Source organism: Streptomyces sp. NBC_00885 (assembly GCF_045207475.1).
Taxonomy (GTDB): Bacteria; Actinomycetota; Actinomycetes; order Streptomycetales; family Streptomycetaceae; genus Streptomyces.
Genome location: NZ_CP108796.1, coordinates 1,539,108 through 1,556,975, shown reverse-complemented (window position 1 = coordinate 1,556,975; position 17,868 = coordinate 1,539,108). Strand labels below are relative to the sequence as shown.

Here is a 17,868-nt window from a genome sequence, read left to right as displayed (position 1 = left end):
GTCCGTCGCTGCGGGCCGAAGAATTTTTCCGGGAGGTTTCCACCAGGACACCGTCAGGTCGCCCTCGATCTTGGCGGCGGGTGTCCCGGCGGGCAGGGCTGCTCTCTCACCCGCCCCAGAGCGTGACGTACACCGGCGGCCGGAACCGGGAGGGCGGGACGCCCGCGCCGGGCGCGCGCATGATGCGGGTCGCTGCGGGAGTGTGCAGGAAGTACAGGAACGCGTCGGTGGCCGGGGAACGGTGCTCGGGCCGCAGGACGGTGGCGTGCCACGTCGCGTCCGACGGCGTGGCCGGGGTCTCCAGTATGCGCAGCTCGTCACGCCGGATACGGGGCGAGACCAGATGGGCCAGAGCTGGTGCCACCCCCGCGCCCTCGGCGGCGGCCGCCCAGGTCGCGGCCTGGTTGGGGAACACCCACACGTGCCCCTCGGCCACACCGAGCCGGCGCAGCAGCCGCCCGGAGTCCGCGTCCGGATCGGTTCCGGAGGAATCGACCAGCCACGACCACTGCGGCGGCGGACCCGGCGGCCGCGGCGACCTCGCGCCGGTCACCACGACCAGCTGGGTGCGGAACAGCGGCTCGCTGAGCAGTTCGCCCCCGCTGACGGCGCCGAGATACGGCCCGAGCGCGACGTCGGCCAGCCGGTTCTCCACCAGCACGCGTACCTCGTTGCCCGCGGCCACCCCGAACGAGGTCTCGGTCCTGCGCCCCGAGCGGCCGTCGAAGGCTTCCACGAGTGAGGGGAGTACGAACTCGGCCAGCGTGCTCGTGGCGACGACCCGCAGCTCGTCGGGCGCGCCCCGCGCCGCCCGCACTGCCGCCTCGGCATCCGCGCTCAGCGCGACCATCCGCGACGCGACCGGCAGCAGCCGCGCCCCCGCGGGCGTCAGACGCATCCCACCGCCACCGGTGCGCCGGATGAGCGGATCACCGAAGTGGGTGCGCAGCGCGGTGAGCGCCTGCGACACCGCAGACTCGCTCACGCCCAGAGTCCGCGCGGCGGCGCCCACTGAACCGAGCCGGGCAACCAGCACGAACGTGCTGAGCTGTGTGACGGTCACCATCCGATTTTCCCGCGTTTAAGGGGATAAGTGAATGCTTATCGACGCATTGCAGGGCCGGTGAGGAAAAGCGCAGCATCACTGCACGGGGGCACAGCGTTCCAGGAGGGCTCGATGCAGGTTCCAGCCGCGTTCCAGTACGAGAGCGCCACCAGCCTTGAGCAGGCGATCGAGCTGCTCACACGGTACGGACCCGAGGCCCGGGTGGTGGCGGGCGGACACAGCCTGCTGCCGATGATGAAGCTGCGGCTGGCCCAGCCCGAAGCCCTGATCGATATCAACGGCCTCGACGAGCTGGCGTTGATCCGGGTGGACGGGCACGAACTGTCCGTCGGAGCGATGGTCCGCCACGCGGAACTGCTCGCATCGCCGGTCGTCGGCGAGCACTTCCCCATCCTGCGGGACGCGGAACGGGTCATCGCCGATCCGCTCGTACGCAACCGCGGCACCGTGGGCGGATCGCTGTGCCAGGCCGATCCGTCGGAGGACCTGTCCGCGGCGTTCTCGGCACTGCGGGCGACCCTTGTCGCCCAAGGCCCCGGCGGCAGGCGCACCATCGGGATCAGGGAGTTCTTCCTCGGTCCTTACGAGACCGTGCTGGGCGAAGCGGAGCTTCTGGTGGAGATCCGAGTGCCCATCCGTTCGCATGCCAGCGCCTACCGCAAGGTCGAGCGCAGGGTCGGCGACTGGGCGGTCGTCGCCGCGGGAGCGGTGCTGGAGATCTCCGACGGGGTCATCACCGAGGCCGGGATCGGGCTGACCGCAGTGGGTGCCCCACGGTTCGTGGCCGAGGGGGCCGAGGACTTCCTTCGCGGCGGACGGCCGGACGAGGAGGCCTTCGCCGAGGCGGGCCGGATCGCCTCGCAGGAGTGCAGGCCGACAGCCGACCAGCGCGGCCCGGTCGACTACAAGCGGCATCTGGCCGGGGAGCTCACCGCACGGGCGCTGCGTACCGCCGCCGCCCGCGCCCAGGGGCAGGAGGCGTGACATGCGGATCACCGTGACCGTGAACGGCGAGCAGCACACGAGGGACGTGGAGCCCAGGCTGCTGCTCGTGCACTTCCTGCGCGACGAACTCGGGCTCACCGGCACCCACTGGGGCTGCGACACCTCCAACTGCGGGGTGTGCGCCGTCTGGTTGGACGGGACGCCGGTGAAGTCCTGCACCGTGCTCGCGGTGATGGCCGACGGCCATGAGGTGGCGACCGTGGAGGGCCTGGCGCACGGGGCCGAACTCGACCCGGTGCAGCAGGGATTCGTCGCCTGCCACGGGCTGCAGTGCGGCTTCTGCACGCCGGGGATGATGATGACCGCCCGCTGGCTGCTCGACCACAACGCGGATCCGTCCGAGGAGGACATCCGAAAGGCCATCTCCGGACAAATGTGCCGCTGCACCGGTTACGAGAACATCGTGCGCTCCATCCGGTGGGCCGCCGAGCACGGCGGCGCGGCGCGGACCGCCGACGCGGAAACCGAGCCGGCACCCGGCCGTGAGGAGGTGCGGACATGACGACCACCGAGGAACGGCCGGTCGGCTTCGGGCGGATGCCCCGCAAGGAGGACGCGCGGTTCGTCCGTGGCCACGGGACCTACGTCGACGACGTCAAGCTCCCCAGGATGCTGCACGGCGCGATCCTGCGCAGCCCACTGGCGCACGCCCGGATCGTGTCCGTCGACACCAGCGCCGCCGAGGCGCACCCGAAGGTCAAGGCAGTGATCACCGGGGAGACCCTGGCCGGTCTCGGGCTGGCCTGGATGCCCACGCTCTCGCACGACACTCAGGCGGTGCTGGCCACCGACAAGGTGCGCTTCCAGGGCCAGGAGGTCGCCTTCGTCGTCGCCGAGGACGGCTACGCCGCCCGGGACGCCCTTGAACTGATCGACGTGGAATACGAACCGCTGCCGCCGGTCGTCGACGCCCGCCGGGCGCTCGACTCGGGCGCGCCGGTGATCCGTGACGACAAGGAACAGCAGACCGACAACCACATCTTCGACTGGTCGGCGGGCGACAAGGAGCGCACAGACGAGGTCTTCGCAGCCGCAGACGTCGTGGTGAAGCAGGACATGCTGTACCCGCGGACGCACCCGGCGCCGCTGGAGACCTGCGGCACCGTGGCGGACATGGACGCGATCACCGGAAAGCTGACGGTGTGGTCCACCACCCAGGCCCCGCACGCCCACCGCACGCTCTACGCCATGGTGGCCGGCATCCCGGAACACAAGATCCGGATCATCTCCCCGGACATCGGCGGCGGCTTCGGCAACAAGGTCGGCATCTACCCCGGTTACGTGTGCGCGGTCGTCGGTTCGATCGTCACCGGCAAGCCGGTCAAATGGGTGGAGGACCGCTCGGAGAACCTGATGAGTACCTCGTTCGCCCGCGACTACCACATGCACGGGGAGATCGCGGCGACGAAGGACGGGAAGATCCAGGCCCTGCGGGTCCATGTGATCGCCGACCACGGCGCCTTCAACGCAACCGCGCAACCGTCCAAGTTCCCTGCCGGCTTCTTCGGCGTCTTCACCGGCTCGTACGACCTGGCCGCCGCGGACTGCACCGTGACGGGCGTCTACACCAACAAGGCGCCCGGCGGTGTCGCCTACGCCTGCTCGTTCCGCGTCACCGAGGCTGTGTACCTGGTCGAGCGGATGGTCGACCTGCTCGCGGCCGAGCTCGGCGAGGACCCGGCCGAGCTGCGGATGCGTAACCTGCTGCGACCAGGGCAGTTCCCGTACCGGACGCAGACCGGGTGGGAGTACGACTCCGGCGACTACCCGCGGGCCCTGCGGCTGGCGATGGACATGGCGCACTACGAGGACCTGCGCAGGGAGCAGGCCGAGAAGCGCGAGCGCGGCGAGCTGATGGGCATCGGGGTCAGCTTCTTCACCGAGGCCGTCGGTGCCGGCCCGCGCAAGCACATGGACATCCTCGGGCTGGGCATGGCCGACGGTGCCGAACTGCGCGTTCACCCGACCGGCAAGGCGGTGCTGCGGATCTCCGTGCAGTCCCAGGGCCAGGGCCACGAGACGACCTTCGCCCAGATCGTCGCCGAGGAACTGGGTATCCCGCCCGAGGACGTCGAGGTGGTGCACGGCGACACCGACCAGACCCCGTTCGGGCTCGGCACCTACGGCTCCCGCTCGACACCGGTGTCCGGAGCGGCGGCGGCGATGGTCTCCCGCAAGGTGCGCGAGCGGGCGAAGATCGTCGCTTCGGCGATGCTCGAAGTGAACCCGGACGACCTGGAGTGGGAGAAGGGCCGCTGGTTCGTCACGGGAGACCCCGACCAGGGAAAGACCATGGCCGAGATCGCCCTCGCGGCGCACTCCAACCTGGAGCTGCCCGAGGGTGTCGAGGGCCAGTTGGACGCGACCTGCGTCTACAACCCGCCGAACCTCACCTTCCCCTTCGGCGCATACATCTGCGTCACCGACGTGGACGTGGACACCGGCCAGGTGAAGGTCCGCCGGTTCATCGCCGTGGACGACTGCGGCAACCGGATCAACCCCATGATCGTCGAGGGTCAGGTGCACGGCGGACTCGCCGACGGCGTCGGCATGGCGCTGATGCAGGTGATCGCCTTCGACGAGGACGGCAACTGCCTCGGCGGGTCCTTCATGGACTATCTCCTGCCCACCTCGGTCGAGTGCCCGTCCTGGGAGCTCGGCGAGACCGTCACCCCCTCCCCGCACCACCCCATCGGAGCCAAGGGCGTCGGCGAGTCCGCCACGGTGGGCTCGCCCCCCGCGGTGGTCAACGCCGTGGTCGACGCGCTGAAGCCGCTCGGCGTACGCCATGTCGACATGCCGCTGACGCCCGCCGCGGTGTGGCGGGCCGCCCAGGGCCGGCCGCTGCGCACCGACCTGGCGATCACATGAGGCCACCGCGATGACGAACACCGAACTGCTGACCCGCGCGGACGTGCTCCGGCACGGCCGGACTCCGTTCGTCCTGGCCACCGTCGTCCACGCGGAACGGCCCACGAGCGCCAAGCCCGGGGACAGCGCGCTGGTGCTGCCCGACGGCACCGTCGAGGGCTTCGTGGGCGGCACATGTGCCGAAACGACGGTGCAACTGCAGGGCCTGCGGGTGCTGGAGACCGGCGAGTCGCTGCTGCTGAGGATCACGCCCGGCGCGGACACCGGGACCGAAGGCGCGCCGGAGCCGGGCGAAGGCCTGGTCACGGTGGCCAATCCCTGCCTGTCGGGCGGGACGCTCGACATCTTCCTGGAGGCCAACCTCCCCCCGACACTGGCGTACGTCTACGGACACGCCCCCATCGCCCGCGCTCTGCTCGACGTCGGTCGTGCGCTCGGCCTCGACACCCGGCCGGCCTCGCCCGGGGAGCCGCTGCCGCCCGATCTGGATGTCGTCGTCATGGCCGCGCACGGCCGCGACGAGGAGACCGTGCTGACCGAGGCCGCACGCGCCGGGATCCCGTACATCGGGCTGGTGGCCAGTCCGAAGCGCGGCGCGGCGGTGCTCGCCGGGCTGGATCTCACCGCGGACCAACGCGCGTGTGTCCACACCCCGGCCGGCCTGGACATCGGCGCGCGGACCCCGGGGGAAATCGCGCTCTCGGTCTACGCCGAGATCGTCGCACTGCGGGCGCAGGCGCCCCGAGCGGTGCGCCCCGGAGCCGACTCCGCAGCGCCTCAATCCGTGGCCGAGGGCGTGGATCCCGTGTGCGGCATGACTGTGGCGATCACGCCCGCCACCCCCTCACTGGACCGGGCCGGCAGCAGGGTCTACTTCTGCGGGCCGGGGTGCCGGCACGCCTTCGCCGACGACCCCTCCCGTTACGCGCATGCCTGACCTCGACCCCCTCGTCCCCGATGTCCCCGCCCTGCGCTCGCGTCTGGACGCCGTCGGCTACCTGGCCGACGACGCCCTGGCCACCGCGCTGCTGCTGGCCGTGCGCATGCGGCAGCCGATCCTGCTGGAGGGCGAGCCCGGCGTCGGCAAGACCGAGGCGGCCCGCGCGCTCGCCGCCGTGCTCGACACCCCGTTGATCCGGCTTCAGTGTTACGAGGGACTGTCCTCGGCCGAGGCCCTGTACGAGTGGAACTATCCACGGCAACTACTGGCCATCCGGCTGGCCGAGTCCCGCGGGGAGCCACTGCGGGACGCCGACCTGTTCGCCGAGGACTACCTGCTGCCGCGGCCGCTGCTCGCCGCGATCTGCCATCCGGGACCGCGGCCTGCGGTGCTGCTCATCGACGAACTGGACCGCGCCGACGACGAATTCGAGGCGTTCCTGCTGGAGCTGCTCGCCGATGCCGCGGTCACGATCCCCGAACTGGGCACCCGCACGGCTGTGGTGCCGCCGGTGGCCGTACTGACCTCCAACCGCACCCGGGATCTGCACGACGCGCTCAAACGCCGCTGCCTCTACCACTGGATCGACTACCCGGACACCGCGCGAGTAGCCGCGATCATCCGCAGACGAGTGCCGGAGTCGTCCGAGTGGCTGGCCTCGCGCGTGGCGCGCGGGGTGGCGCGCCTGCGTGCCCGGCAGGAGCTCACGAAGCCACCCGGCATCGCCGAGGCGATCGACTGGGCGGGCGCGCTGCATGCGCTGGGGCTCTCCGTTCTCGATGCCGACGCCGCCGACCGCACCCTGGGGGCGGTACTCAAGTACGCCGAGGACCTGGAGGCCGTGCGGCGGGCCGGACTGGCGGAGCTGGTCGAGGCGGAGGCAGGCTCCGATGCCTGACCTGCCGGAACTGGCAGCCTCGTTCACCGCCGCCCTGCACAGCGCAGGGATCGCGGTGGGCCCCGACCGCACCCGGAGCTTCGCTCGGGCGCTCACCCTGCTGGCACCGTCGACGACACGCGAGCTGCGGCACTGCGCGCTCGCCACCCTGGTGTCCGACCGCGAGCAGATCGAGCCGTTCGACGCGGTCTTCCGCGAGGTCTTCGGCGGCCCGGCCGACCGGGGAGCACAGCGCGGGCAGCCAGGCGATCCCGCCAGATCGCTCCCGGACACCGTTCCCGGCCGCGCGCCCGGCGCGCGGAGGGCCACCGCGGACGGACGCGGCCCGGAGGCCGACGCGCAGCCGCGGGAGGCTCCCGTACCCTTCGTCGCCAGTCCGCTCGACCGTCTCGCCAACCGCGACTTCGCGGACCTGTCCGCCGAGGAACTGGCGCGGCTCTCCGAGGTGATGCGCACCCTTGTGCTTCGCACCCCGACCCGGCCGTCCCGCCGGCGCCGCACCGCGCACCACGGTGGGCGCATCGACGTGCGCCGCACCCTCTCCGTCAGTCGGCGCACCGGCGGATACCCGCTGCAGCTGCGCCGCTTCGAGCCCCGCGCCCGCCCCCGCGACCTCATCGTGCTCTGCGACATCTCCGGATCGATGGAGCCCTATGCCCGCGCGATGCTGCAACTGCTCTACTGTGCCGCCCGCGCAGCCCGCGCGGAGGTCTTCACCTTCGCCACCCGGCTCACACGCCTCACGCCCGCCCTGCGGCGGGCAGGGCCGGACGACGCCCTGACACGGGCCGGACGGGCGGCCCCGGACTGGTCCGGGGGCACCCGGATAGCGCAGTGCCTGGCGGAGTTCAACGAGCGGTTCGGCAGGCGCGGCATGGCGCACGGTGCCGTGGTCGCCATCATCTCCGACGGCTGGGACACCGGCGCGCCCGACGACCTCGCCACCCACATGGCGCGGCTGTCCCGGGTCGCCTACCGCGTCGTATGGGTCAACCCGCGCACGGCAAGCCCGCGCTACCGTCCGCTCGTGGCCGGCATGGCTGCGGCACTGCCCTACTGCGACGCCGTCGTCAGCGCCCACAACCTCGCGGCCCTGGACGACTTCACCGCCGCACTGTCCGCGCCGCGCCACCGCCGATGACTCGCCCGCTGGTCCCTGCTACGGGTGTGCGACGGGCGATGCGGCGTCCGACATGTCCACGGGAAGGTCCCCGGTGGGAAGGTCCCGCGTGGGCAGCGACGCCGACGGCGGGGATGCCGGAGGCAGGGACGTCGACGGCACGGACGGCACGGAGGCGGACGGCACGGACACCGACGGCAGAACGGACAGGCCGGGTACGGGAATCTCCGGCACCTCCGGCACACCAGGGACATCCGGTACGGCCGGAGCGGTCAGCGTCAGCGGAGGCAGAGGGGGCAGCGAAACCCCGGGCAGGGACGTGAGCAAGGGGCCGCCGGAAGGCCGCCCGGTGCTTGCATCGGCCTGTGGCGAGGCGGTGGGAGCGGGCGCGGTCGGCGCAGGTCCCCCGCCCGACTCCCGCGCTTCCCCCGCCTGTGACACCGCGGGGGAGGCAGGACGCGGCGAGCTGGGCCCGTCGCTCTCCTGGACGTGCGGCAGCAGGATCAGACCCGCGAACGCGAGCGTCGCCGCCGTCGAGGCCACCGCCACCGCCTGCGCATGCCCGCCGCGCGGGCGGCCGTACCCGATCAGCCACAGGGCTCCGCCCAGCGTGGCGGCCAGCGAATGGCGCAGGGTCCTGCGGGCCCGCGCCAGCAGCGACTCGACCGTCCGGTAGCTCAGCCCCATCTTCACGGCGACCTGGCCCACATCCAGATCCTCGGACTTCAGCCACAGGGCCTCGGCCTGGCGGGCGGGCAGCTCACCGCTGCGTACGGCGAGCCACCGGGCCTCCGCGCGGTCGCACACCGCCTCCTCGACCGGCACCGGGACCGGTGTCAGGAGCGTCGGCTGGCTGCGCACCTCGCTCTCCCGGTTGACCTGCCGGTAGCGGTCCACGCACAGCCGCATCGTCACCGTCGTCAGCCAGGCGCCGAGCCGCTCGTCGTCCAGTTCCGGGTGCTCGGCGGCGCGCAGCATCGCCTCGTGTACGGCGTCCTCGGCGTCCTCCGGACTCATGGACCTGCGCCGGGCCACCTTGAGCAGCTGCTCGCGGTGGCTCCAGGCGCGCTGCCACCGGTCGTCGGCCGCGTCTGTGTCCGTCGCCATGAGGGCCCCTTCGCGCTCACCCGGCCGGGCAGGTGCGTAGGCCCGGCGCGGGGGAGATTACCGCCCGGTATCCGGGCTTGTGGAGGGGGAGGCGCGCATCGATTCCGTTCCGTTGCTGGTCAGCCCGCCGAGCCCGGGCACCACGCCGAGAGGATCCGGGACGGTCGGCAGCGGCAACGAGGGCTCCGCGGCGGCCCCACCGCTCTGCGTCGGCGAGGGTGAAGGGGCGGGCGTGGGCGAGGAGTTGGGCACGGGGGACGCGCCTGCCGGGTGTGCGGGAGCTGCGGGGGACGCAGCTGGCCGCGGTTTCCTGGGCGCCTTGGGCTTCGGGCGGACCGCCGGTCCGTCACCCTGGTCCGGCACGACCCGGTGGCCTTCGAGGTAGTACGCGAACCACGCCCTGACCGTGCGCAGATACGCACCGGAGCGGTTGTAGCCGAGAATCGCTCGGTCCAGGTCCGCCGCCCGGGAAAGATCACGGCCCCCCGCGCACAGGTAGCGCCCCGCCGCGAGCGCCGCGTCGTAGATGTTGCCCGGATCCCTGTGTCCGTCGCCATTGCCGTCGGCGCCCCAGACATCCCAGGTCGCCGGGATGAACTGCATCGGGCCGACGGCACGGTCGTACGCGGCGTCCCCGTCGTACAGCCCGCCGTCGGTGTCCCTGATGACGGCGAACCCCTTGCCGTCCAGCCGCGGGCCGAGGATCGGTGTGAGCGTCGTGCCGTCCGCCCGCACCCGGCCGCCGCCCGCCTGCCCCGACTCGACCTGCCCGATCGCGGCGAGGAGCTGCCAGCGCAGACGGCACCCCGGCCTGCTGTCCGCGAGCTGGTCCTCGGCCTGCCGGTAGGCGGCCAGGACGGTGGCGGGCAGCGCCCCGCCGTCGGGTGTGCCGCTCTCGGCGTCGTGTGCCGCGCCGCGTGCCCGCAGGGGCGGAAGCTCGGTGCGGTACGGGGCGTCTCCGGAGACGCTCGGCCCGTGCGGGGCTGGGCGAACCCTCGCCGGGGCCGGTGCGTGCGCCGCCGTTCCCGGTGCCTGTGATGCGGTCAGTGCCGCCATGGCCGCCGTGACGACCACGCTCGCGTGGACACCTCTGCGCTTGCGCCCAGTCATGATGCAGACCCCTCCCAGTGCCGCTGCTCTGCGCCCCGTTCATGTGCTCTACGCGGCAGCGGCGTCCGTCCGTCGCGACGTGTCGTACCTTTTCCGGAGCTTTTCCGGAGCTGTTTCCGGGCCGGGAGGCCGACGACTGCGCCGAAGGGCGCCGCTAACGTGGGGGCATGGTGCGACTGAGAGTGGAGTTCACGACCGAGCCGTTCGACCTGGACGAGCCGCCGGCGCACGCGCTGGCCGTCCGCGAGGTCGTCCAGAGCGCGGATCTGGACAAGGTGGATGTGGGCCCCTTCGGCAATACGGCCGAGGGCGGCGCCGACGAGGTGCTGGGCGCGGTCGACATGCTGCTGCGCAAGGCCCTGGCCGCCGGGGCCACCCGGGTCTCGCTGCAGGTCAACGTGGTGGAGGGCGAGGCATGACCGAGCCCGCCGACCACGCACTCGCACAGGCCGTCAAGCCGCTCGTGGACGCCATGGGGGGCGAGCTGCTCGCACCTGCTGACGCCCGCGAGGACGATGTCGTACTCAGCTGGGAGGGCGAGGAGGTCCTCGCCGTACGGCTCCCGCAGCTCGCGGACTCTCTCGACCACATCCTGGCAGCCATGGAGCGCCGGCACGGCATGCCGCTGTCCGAGCTGGACCGCAAGACCAAGCAGCTGGTCGTGCGAACCCTGGAGGCGCGCGGCGCGTTCTCGGTACGGCACGGTGTGGAGACGGTGGCCGGTGCGCTCGGCGTCAGCCGATTCACCGTCTACAACTACCTGAACCGGGAAACAAAGACGCGGACGGAGAGTCCGTAGGCGGCCGTTGGTTTCCCCCGGGAGCCGACCGCCCTACAAATTCGCGTGCATCTCTTCCGGCTTCCATTCAAGGCATTTGCACGCACTCCATGACGGAGCTTCATTCCCCTGGTCCGGCGACGGAATGTTCTCGGCCGGCGGCGGCGAGGGCAGTGGTTGCACAGGGAACGTGGTCTGCGCTGCGAGAACCGCCCTGAGACGTCGGCGGCGTTCCAGCTCTTGCAGGTCCGTGCGCCACATCCGGCCGGCCGGAGGCGGAGACATGGCCGCCAGTACGGTGCACGCCGCACCGAAGATCAGAGCGGTCCACAGCAGGATGTCTTTCACAACAGTTCTCTCCCATGTGAGGGCATGCTGAGAGGCGAATTGCCTTTACGGGGGTGGCAGGGGCGGGCATCGGCCGCCTGCTCGGCGTCTTCTGGGCGCCGGTTTGCGATGACATCCACATAACGTCTTGGTCTATGCCAAGTTACGTGAGGGCTGTGCGATGTGGGCCGTTAGGGGTAGTTCCTATTTATGGTCCATTGAGCGGCATTTATTAATGTCCGTCCGCACGGCGCCCGGCGCGGCATCCGGCGCCTCGCTGTGACCTGGACATGCCAATCCTGCCCGCCCCGCGGTTCTGTGCCACCGTGGACCTTCTGGATGCCCGGACGGCGGCTTGCGCGTTGCCGAGTTTTCAACAAAGTGTTGACGTCGTGTTGCCGGAGGGCGTTAGCTACTCGCAGCCCGTCCAACGAACCAGCGAAAAGCAGCCACGGAGGCTCCCGTGACTTCAGGCACACACCCCTTGTCGGGGGCGGCCCCCGAACCCCCAGCGGGCCTCGCCCGGTTCAACGCCTCACAGGACAGCGCGGCCCTGGCCGCACTGCACGAGGTGTGCGCCAGTTCGGCATGGGCGAGCAAGCTGCTCGCCCAGCGTCCGTACGCCACCGTGGAGGCCCTCTTCGACGTCAGTGACGCCGCCATGGCCGAACTGTCCGCCGAGGATCTGGCCGAGGCGATGGCGGGGCACCCGCCGATCGGCCGCCCGAAGCCCGGGGACCCGACCTCCTCCCGCGAGCAGAGCGGGATGTCCGGGGCCTCCGAGGAGCTCAAGGCCGAAATGCTCGAACTGAACCTGTCCTACCAGGACACGTTCGGGCACGTCTTTCTGATCTGTGCCACCGGCCGGACCGGTGAGCAGATGCGCGACGCGGTCCGTGAGCGGATCGGGAACTCGCCCGAGCAGGAGCGGGAAATCGTCCGCACCGAACTGGGCAAGATCAACCGTATCCGGCTGAGCCGTCTCGTAGAGGAAGAGAGCGCATGAGCACGGAAACCACCGCCTCGGTGTCCACTCACATCCTGGACACCAGCGTCGGACGCCCCGCCGAGGGCGTCGCCATCTCGCTCGCGGCCCGCAGCGGCCGGGACGCGGGGTGGGTGGCGCTCGGCGGATCCGCGACCGATGAGGACGGGCGCTGCAAGGACCTGCCGGCGCTGCCGGAGGGCACCACCCATGTACGTCTCGACTTCGAGGTCGAGGAGTACTTCTCCAAGAAGCAAGCCGAGGCGCAGCAGGACGCCCCCCGCGTAAGGGACAGCGGTGCGTTCTTCCCCGAGGTGACGATCACTTTCGCCGTCACGCCGGGCGAGCACTATCACGTACCGCTGCTGCTCAACCCGTTCGGCTACTCCGTTTACCGAGGGAGCTAGCAGACATGCCCACGATTCTCGGCCAGAACCAGTACGGCAAAGCAGAGAACCGCGTCGTCAAGATCACGCGGGACGGCGACACGCACCACATCAAGGACCTGAACGTCTCCGTCGCCCTCTCCGGCGACATGGACGACGTCCACTACTCCGGCTCCAACGCCAACGTCCTGCCGACCGACACCACCAAGAACACGGTGTACGCGTTCGCCAAGGAGCACGGCATCGAGTCGGCCGAGCAGTTCGGCATCCACCTGGCCCGTCACTTCGTGACCAGTCAGGAGCCGATCCACCAGGCGCGCATCCGTATCGAGGAGTACGCCTGGGAGCGCATCGAGACCTCGGACAACAACTCCAAGTTCATCGGAGCCGACGAGGTCAAGCACTCCTTCGTCCGCAAGGGCCAGGAGACCCGCGTCACCCAGATCACCTTCGACGGTGAGAAGTGGCAGGTCATCTCCGGTCTGAAGGACCTCGTCGTGATGAACTCGACGAACTCCGAGTTCTGGGGCTACGTCAAGGACAAGTACACGACGCTGAAGGAGGCGCACGACCGCATCCTCGCGACCCAGGTGTCCGCCAGGTGGCGCTACAACTGGTCCTCGGACGAGGAGCGCATGCCCAACTGGGAGAAGTCCTACGAGCAGGCCAGGAAGCACATGCTCCAGGCCTTCGCGGAGACGTACTCCCTCTCGCTCCAGCAGACCCTGTACCAAATGGGTTCGCGGATCATCAACAGCCGCAGCGAGATCGACGAGATCCGCTTCTCGCTGCCGAACAAGCACCACTTCCTGGTGGACCTCCAGCCGTTCGGGCTCAAGAACGACAACGAGGTCTACTTCGCGGCGGACCGCCCCTACGGTCTGATCGAGGCCACGGTCCTGCGGGACGGAGTCGAGCCGCAGATTCCCCTCGACATGACCAACCTGTAGCACCTGCTCAGCCCCCGACGCGTGCGCCGGCGTCAGGTACAGGGGGGAGAGCGGGGGCATCTGCGCAACAACAGCACCGCGGATCCGGTCGTCACCCCGCTCGACCCCCGGGTCCGTTCCACCAATGGGAAGAACGAGGACCCGCCATGGCGGCTTCGCGCATCGTCATCGAGAACTGTGCCATCGCGACCGTGGACGCGAACGACACCGAGTACGCCTCGGGTTATGTCGTCGTCGCGGACAACCGGATCGAGTCCGTGGGAGCGGGCAAGGCCCCCGAAGGCCTGGAGAACGTGGTCCGCCGCATCGACGGCACCGGCCATCTCATCACCCCCGGCCTGATCAACACGCACCACCACTTCTACCAGTGGATCACCCGGGGTCTGGCCACCGACCACAACCTGTTCAACTGGCTGGTCGCCCTGTACCCGACCTGGGCGCGGATCGACGAGCCGATGGCGCGCGCGGCGGCCCAGGGCTCCCTCGCGATGATGGCCCGCGGCGGTGTCACCACCGCCATGGACCACCACTACGTCTACCCACAGGGCGCCGGCGACCTCTCCGGCGCGATCATCGGCGCGGCGAGCGAGATGGGTGTCCGCTTCACCCTCGCCCGCGGCTCCATGGACCGCGGCACCTCGGACGGCGGACTGCCGCCCGACTTCGCCGTCGAGACCCTCGACGGCGCGCTCGCCGCCACCGAGGAGACCATCGACAAGCACCACGACGCCTCCTTCGACGCGATGACGCAGATCGCCGTCGCGCCCTGCTCCCCCTTCTCCGTCTCCACCGAACTGATGCGCCAGGGCGCCGAGCTGGCCCGCCGCAAGGGCGTACGGCTGCACACGCACGGCTCGGAGACGGTCGAGGAGGAGGAGTTCTGCAAGGAGCTCTTCGGGATGGGCCCGACCGACTACTTCGAGTCGACCGGCTGGCTCGGCACGGACGTGTGGATGGCCCACTGCGTCCACATGAACGACTCCGACATCGCCGCCTTCGCCCGTACCGGCACGGGTGTCGCACACTGCCCGTCCTCCAACGCACGCCTCGCCGCGGGCATCGCCCGCGTCCCCGACATGCTGAAGGCGGGCGTCCCGGTCGGCCTCGGCGTCGACGGCACCGCGTCCAACGAGTCGGGCGAACTGCACACCGAGCTGCGCAACGCGCTCCTCATCAACCGGCTCGGCCCCCACCGCGAGGCCGCGCTGAACGCCCGCCAGGCCCTGCGCCTCGGTACGTACGGCGGCGCCCAGGTCCTCGGCCGCGCCGATGCGATCGGCTCCATCGAGGCCGGCAAGCTCGCCGACCTGGTGCTGTGGAAGCTGGACACGCTCGCCCACTCCTCCATCGCCGACCCGGTGATCGCGCTCGTCTTCGGCGCGGCCGCCCCGGTGACGCTCTCCCTCGTCAACGGCAAGACCGTCGTCGAGGACAACCACCTGACCACGGTGGACGAGGACGCCATCGCCCGCTCCGCGCGGGACGAGGCACAGCGCCTCGCGCGCATCGCCGCGCAGGACTGACCAGAAGAAGTCCGGTCGAGGGGGACGGCCCTCGACCGGAGGCCGTGGACCCGAGCGGGGTCCATGGCAGCCGTGACCGGGTGGTGCGGCACCGCGTATCGGTGCCGCACCACCCGGGACGGTGACTCGTGTCTTCACACCCCGGAAGCACCGGGCTCACCGCTGCACCATTCGCACCACCTCCCTGCACCCGCGTCACCGCCAGACGCGCCACCGACCGGAGGAATCACCCGTGGCCGCACAGCCCAGGTTTCCGAAAGATGCAGTCGCAGAAGAAGTAGTCGCAGAAGAGTCAGTTGAAGAAGATGCAGTCGCAGCACGGGAGGGAAAGCATCCGGTCGATGAGACCCTGCCCCCTCTGAGAATGTTCACCAGCGGACTGCAGCATGTGGCCGCGATGTATGCGGGCGTGGTGGCCCCACCCATGATCGTCGGGCCCGCCGTGGGCCTAAGCACCAAGGAGACCGCCTTCCTCATGGGGGCGAGCCTCTTCACGGCCGGTATAGCCACCCTCCTTCAGACCCTCGGCTTCTGGAAGGTCGGCGCCAGGCTCCCGTTCGTCAATGGAGTCTCCTTCGCCGGTGTGACGCCGATGATCGCCATCGGCAAGGACCGGGGAGCCGACGGCATCACCGTCATCTTCGGCGCGATCATCGTCGCCAGCCTGCTTGGCTTCGTCCTCACTCCGTACTTCTCGAAGCTCGTACGTTTCTTCCCGCCCGTCGTCACGGGCACCGTCATCACCCTGATCGGCCTCTCGCTGCTGCCGGTCGCCTTCCGCTGGTCCCAGGGCGGCAACTCCGCAGCGTCCGACTACGGTTCGATGAAGAACATCGGGATGGCAGCGCTCACCCTGGTCATCGTGCTCGCCCTGCGCAAATTCCTGCGCGGGTTCCTGCAGCAGATCGCCATCCTGCTCGGTCTTGTCGTCGGCACGCTCGTCGCCGTCCCGATGCGGATGACCAGCTTCGACGCCATCAAGAACGCCGACGTGGTCGGCTTCCCGACGCCGTTCCACTTCGGCGCCCCGCAGTTCGAGATCGCCGCGATCGTCTCGATGTGCATCGTGATGCTCGTCTGCATGACCGAGTCCACCGCGGACATGCTCGCCCTCGGCAAGATCGTCGACCGGCCGGCGGACGAGCGGACCATCGAGGGCGGTCTGCGCGCCGACACCCTCGGCAGCGCGATCAGCCCCCTGTTCAACGGCTTCATGTGCAGTGCCTTCGCGCAGAACATCGGCCTGGTCGCGATGACGAAGGTCCGCAGCCGGTTCGTCGTAGCGGCGGGCGGCGGCATCCTGATCCTGCTGGGGCTGTGCCCGGTTGCCGCATCGGTGATCGCGCTGGTCCCGCTGCCGGTCCTCGGCGGCGCGGGCATCGTGCTCTTCGGCTCGGTCGCCGCCAGCGGCATCCAGACACTGTCCTCGGCCGCCCTGGAGAAGGGCGAGAACGCGCTGATCGTCGCGGCCTCCGTCGGCGTCGGACTGATCCCGATCGCGGCGCCGGAGTTCTACCACGCCTTCCCCAAGGACGCGCTCGTCGTCCTCGACTCGGGAATCTCCACCGGGTGCATCGTGGCGATCGTCCTCAACCTCGCCTTCAACCACCTGGGGAGGAAGAGGAGTTCGCAGAGCTCGGTGACCACGCCGACCGGCCACGAGGCGGTCGCGGTCCACTGACGCGGACGGAGGGCCGGGTGTCCGCGTGGACACCCGGCCCTCCTGCCTTGCCGTACGCACTCGATGCGTCAGTCGATGTGGAAGCTCTCTCCGTACACCTTCCAGTCGAGCGGCGTGTTGAGGTTGAAGTTGTTCTTCCTGACGAAGACGCGCTGGGCCGTGTCGACCCGGCTGGTGTCCTCGTGCGCCTCCTCCTGCTTCATCGCCCAGACCCGGGCGTCGAGGAAGGCATTCAGATACGTCTTCTCGTCGCCGCCCTGGGCCGGCGGCTTGGCCTTGGCGAGGGCCCTCTTGCGGATACTGCTGAAGCTGGTGGAGTCGCCGCCGTCGCCGTGCATCACGATGGCGTCGTAGTAGATGAACTGGCCGAGGACGCCGATGCCGTCCTGCTTGCCGCGCTTGACCGAGGGGTTGAAGTAGACCCGGTCGCGCTCGTCGTTCTGGGCCTTCTTGAACTCCGAGTCCTGGGCAGCCTTCTTCCAGTCCTTGGTGAAGTTCGGGTCGAGTCCTTCGTGCGAGTCGCTGCCGTCGACTTCGCGCAGCGCGGGCAGGTACTTGGCCAGTACGTTCCCGGGCTTGCGGTCGGTGTAGAGCTCGACCAGATCCAGCATGTCGCCGGTGCCGGAGCAGAAGCCGATGATTCCGGCGGTGTAGCCGCGGCCGTCGTCGATGTCCTCGATGTACTTGTACTGGGCCTTCCAGTCCAGCGAGGAGTTCTCCGCGCTGGAGACGATCTGCATGGCGATCTCCTTCTTCGCCGGGTCGTCGAGGCCGATGGCGGCCGGGGCGGGGGCCGCTGACACCTCGGTGTGGTCGTCGGACGTGGCCGCGACGGCGGTGGCCGGCACGGCGAGAAGTGCCACGCCGAGCGCGATACGGGGGAGGAACCTGAGCGGACGTGGGGCGCGTACGTGGGGGGTGGGCACCTTGCCTCCATAGGGAGTTCGTCGTTCCGGTGTTCTGTTAGGAAGCTTTCCTATCAGAGTGCGGAACTGTCGTACACCCCTTTCGCCGTACGGAAGTTGGGCCGAAGCAAGGCCCGGGAGCCTGGTCGAGGACGCCGTCGATGTCCTGCCGCGGGATGGTGATCGTCGCGACCGTCCCCCACGGCGAGTCGTATT

At 70.1% G+C, this 17,868-nt stretch carries 17 protein-coding genes; 13 read left to right on the top strand and 4 right to left on the bottom strand.

Translation table 11 applies throughout. From position 1 onward, the window contains the following. Positions 1 to 106: 106 nt before the first annotated feature. Positions 107 to 1,066 (bottom strand): LysR family transcriptional regulator, encoded by a 960-nt coding sequence (locus OHA61_RS07170; protein ID WP_361909450.1) that lies wholly within the window; start codon positions 1,064 to 1,066, stop codon positions 107 to 109. Positions 1,067 to 1,177: 111 nt separating this feature from the next. On the opposite strand from OHA61_RS07170, the gene OHA61_RS07165 reads away from it, so the two are divergent. From OHA61_RS07165 to OHA61_RS07140, 6 genes are read left to right on the top strand one after another with little or no spacing between them, the layout of a single operon-like run. Continuing rightward, positions 1,178 to 2,050: an FAD binding domain-containing protein gene (locus OHA61_RS07165; RefSeq protein WP_406302290.1), complete on the top strand. Its 873-nt coding sequence runs from the start codon at positions 1,178 to 1,180 to the stop codon at positions 2,048 to 2,050. 1 nt (position 2,051) lies between these two features. After that, positions 2,052 to 2,573 carry a (2Fe-2S)-binding protein gene (locus OHA61_RS07160; protein ID WP_406302289.1) on the top strand — a complete coding sequence of 174 codons (522 nt, stop codon included), beginning with the start codon at positions 2,052 to 2,054 and terminating at the stop codon, positions 2,571 to 2,573. Continuing rightward, positions 2,570 to 4,942: an aerobic carbon-monoxide dehydrogenase large subunit gene (locus OHA61_RS07155; protein ID WP_406302288.1), complete on the top strand. Its 2,373-nt coding sequence runs from the start codon at positions 2,570 to 2,572 to the stop codon at positions 4,940 to 4,942. The genes OHA61_RS07160 and OHA61_RS07155 overlap by 4 nt, the downstream gene beginning before the upstream one ends. 10 nt (positions 4,943 to 4,952) lie before the next feature. Then, on the top strand, positions 4,953 to 5,879 hold the full coding sequence (locus OHA61_RS07150) for an XdhC family protein (RefSeq protein WP_406302287.1): 927 nt from the start codon (positions 4,953 to 4,955) through the stop codon (positions 5,877 to 5,879). Next, positions 5,872 to 6,780 carry an AAA family ATPase gene (locus tag OHA61_RS07145; protein ID WP_406302286.1) on the top strand — a complete coding sequence of 303 codons (909 nt, stop codon included), beginning with the start codon at positions 5,872 to 5,874 and terminating at the stop codon, positions 6,778 to 6,780. The genes OHA61_RS07150 and OHA61_RS07145 overlap by 8 nt, the downstream gene beginning before the upstream one ends. After that, positions 6,773 to 7,921 carry a vWA domain-containing protein gene (locus OHA61_RS07140; RefSeq protein WP_406302285.1) on the top strand — a complete coding sequence of 383 codons (1,149 nt, stop codon included), beginning with the start codon at positions 6,773 to 6,775 and terminating at the stop codon, positions 7,919 to 7,921. Before OHA61_RS07145 ends, OHA61_RS07140 begins: the two co-directional genes overlap by 8 nt. Positions 7,922 to 7,939: 18 nt before the next feature. On the opposite strand, the gene OHA61_RS07135 is transcribed toward OHA61_RS07140, so the two are convergent. Together OHA61_RS07135 and OHA61_RS07130 are read right to left on the bottom strand one after the other, a co-directional pair. Continuing rightward, on the bottom strand, positions 7,940 to 9,007 hold the full coding sequence (locus OHA61_RS07135) for an RNA polymerase sigma factor (RefSeq protein WP_406302284.1): 1,068 nt from the start codon (positions 9,005 to 9,007) through the stop codon (positions 7,940 to 7,942). Positions 9,008 to 9,064: 57 nt separating this feature from the next. Continuing rightward, on the bottom strand, positions 9,065 to 10,117 hold the full coding sequence (locus OHA61_RS07130; RefSeq protein WP_406302283.1) for a lytic transglycosylase domain-containing protein: 1,053 nt from the start codon (positions 10,115 to 10,117) through the stop codon (positions 9,065 to 9,067). 170 nt (positions 10,118 to 10,287) lie between these two features. On the opposite strand from OHA61_RS07130, the gene OHA61_RS07125 reads away from it, so the two are divergent. The 7 genes from OHA61_RS07125 (at position 10,288) to OHA61_RS07095 (ending at position 16,747) form a co-directional block, all read left to right on the top strand. After that, complete coding sequence (locus tag OHA61_RS07125; RefSeq protein WP_324979903.1) at positions 10,288 to 10,536, top strand: hypothetical protein; 249 nt, start codon at positions 10,288 to 10,290, stop codon at positions 10,534 to 10,536. Continuing rightward, positions 10,533 to 10,916, top strand: coding sequence for a helix-turn-helix domain-containing protein (locus tag OHA61_RS07120; protein ID WP_361909475.1), 384 nt, complete (start codon positions 10,533 to 10,535; stop codon positions 10,914 to 10,916). The genes OHA61_RS07125 and OHA61_RS07120 overlap by 4 nt, the downstream gene beginning before the upstream one ends. 769 nt (positions 10,917 to 11,685) lie before the next feature. Continuing rightward, a complete protein-coding gene (uraD, locus tag OHA61_RS07115; protein ID WP_406302282.1) occupies positions 11,686 to 12,228 on the top strand; it encodes a 2-oxo-4-hydroxy-4-carboxy-5-ureidoimidazoline decarboxylase in 543 nt (180 codons plus the stop codon). Next, a complete protein-coding gene (gene uraH / locus OHA61_RS07110; RefSeq protein ID WP_406302281.1) occupies positions 12,225 to 12,614 on the top strand; it encodes a hydroxyisourate hydrolase in 390 nt (129 codons plus the stop codon). The genes uraD and uraH overlap by 4 nt, the downstream gene beginning before the upstream one ends. Positions 12,615 to 12,619: 5 nt before the next feature. After that, complete coding sequence (gene pucL, locus OHA61_RS07105) at positions 12,620 to 13,543, top strand: factor-independent urate hydroxylase (RefSeq protein ID WP_324979775.1); 924 nt, start codon at positions 12,620 to 12,622, stop codon at positions 13,541 to 13,543. Positions 13,544 to 13,689: 146 nt separating this feature from the next. Beyond that, positions 13,690 to 15,066 carry an 8-oxoguanine deaminase gene (locus OHA61_RS07100; protein ID WP_406302280.1) on the top strand — a complete coding sequence of 459 codons (1,377 nt, stop codon included), beginning with the start codon at positions 13,690 to 13,692 and terminating at the stop codon, positions 15,064 to 15,066. A 232-nt stretch (positions 15,067 to 15,298) separates the two neighbouring features. Continuing rightward, on the top strand, positions 15,299 to 16,747 hold the full coding sequence (locus tag OHA61_RS07095; protein ID WP_406302279.1) for a nucleobase:cation symporter-2 family protein: 1,449 nt from the start codon (positions 15,299 to 15,301) through the stop codon (positions 16,745 to 16,747). A gap of 68 nt (positions 16,748 to 16,815) precedes the next feature. Here the strand turns inward: OHA61_RS07095 and OHA61_RS07090 are convergent, their stop codons facing one another. Further along, entirely contained in the window at positions 16,816 to 17,673 is an 858-nt protein-coding gene (locus tag OHA61_RS07090; protein ID WP_406302278.1) for a chitosanase, read from the bottom strand. Positions 17,674 to 17,868 lie beyond the last annotated feature (195 nt).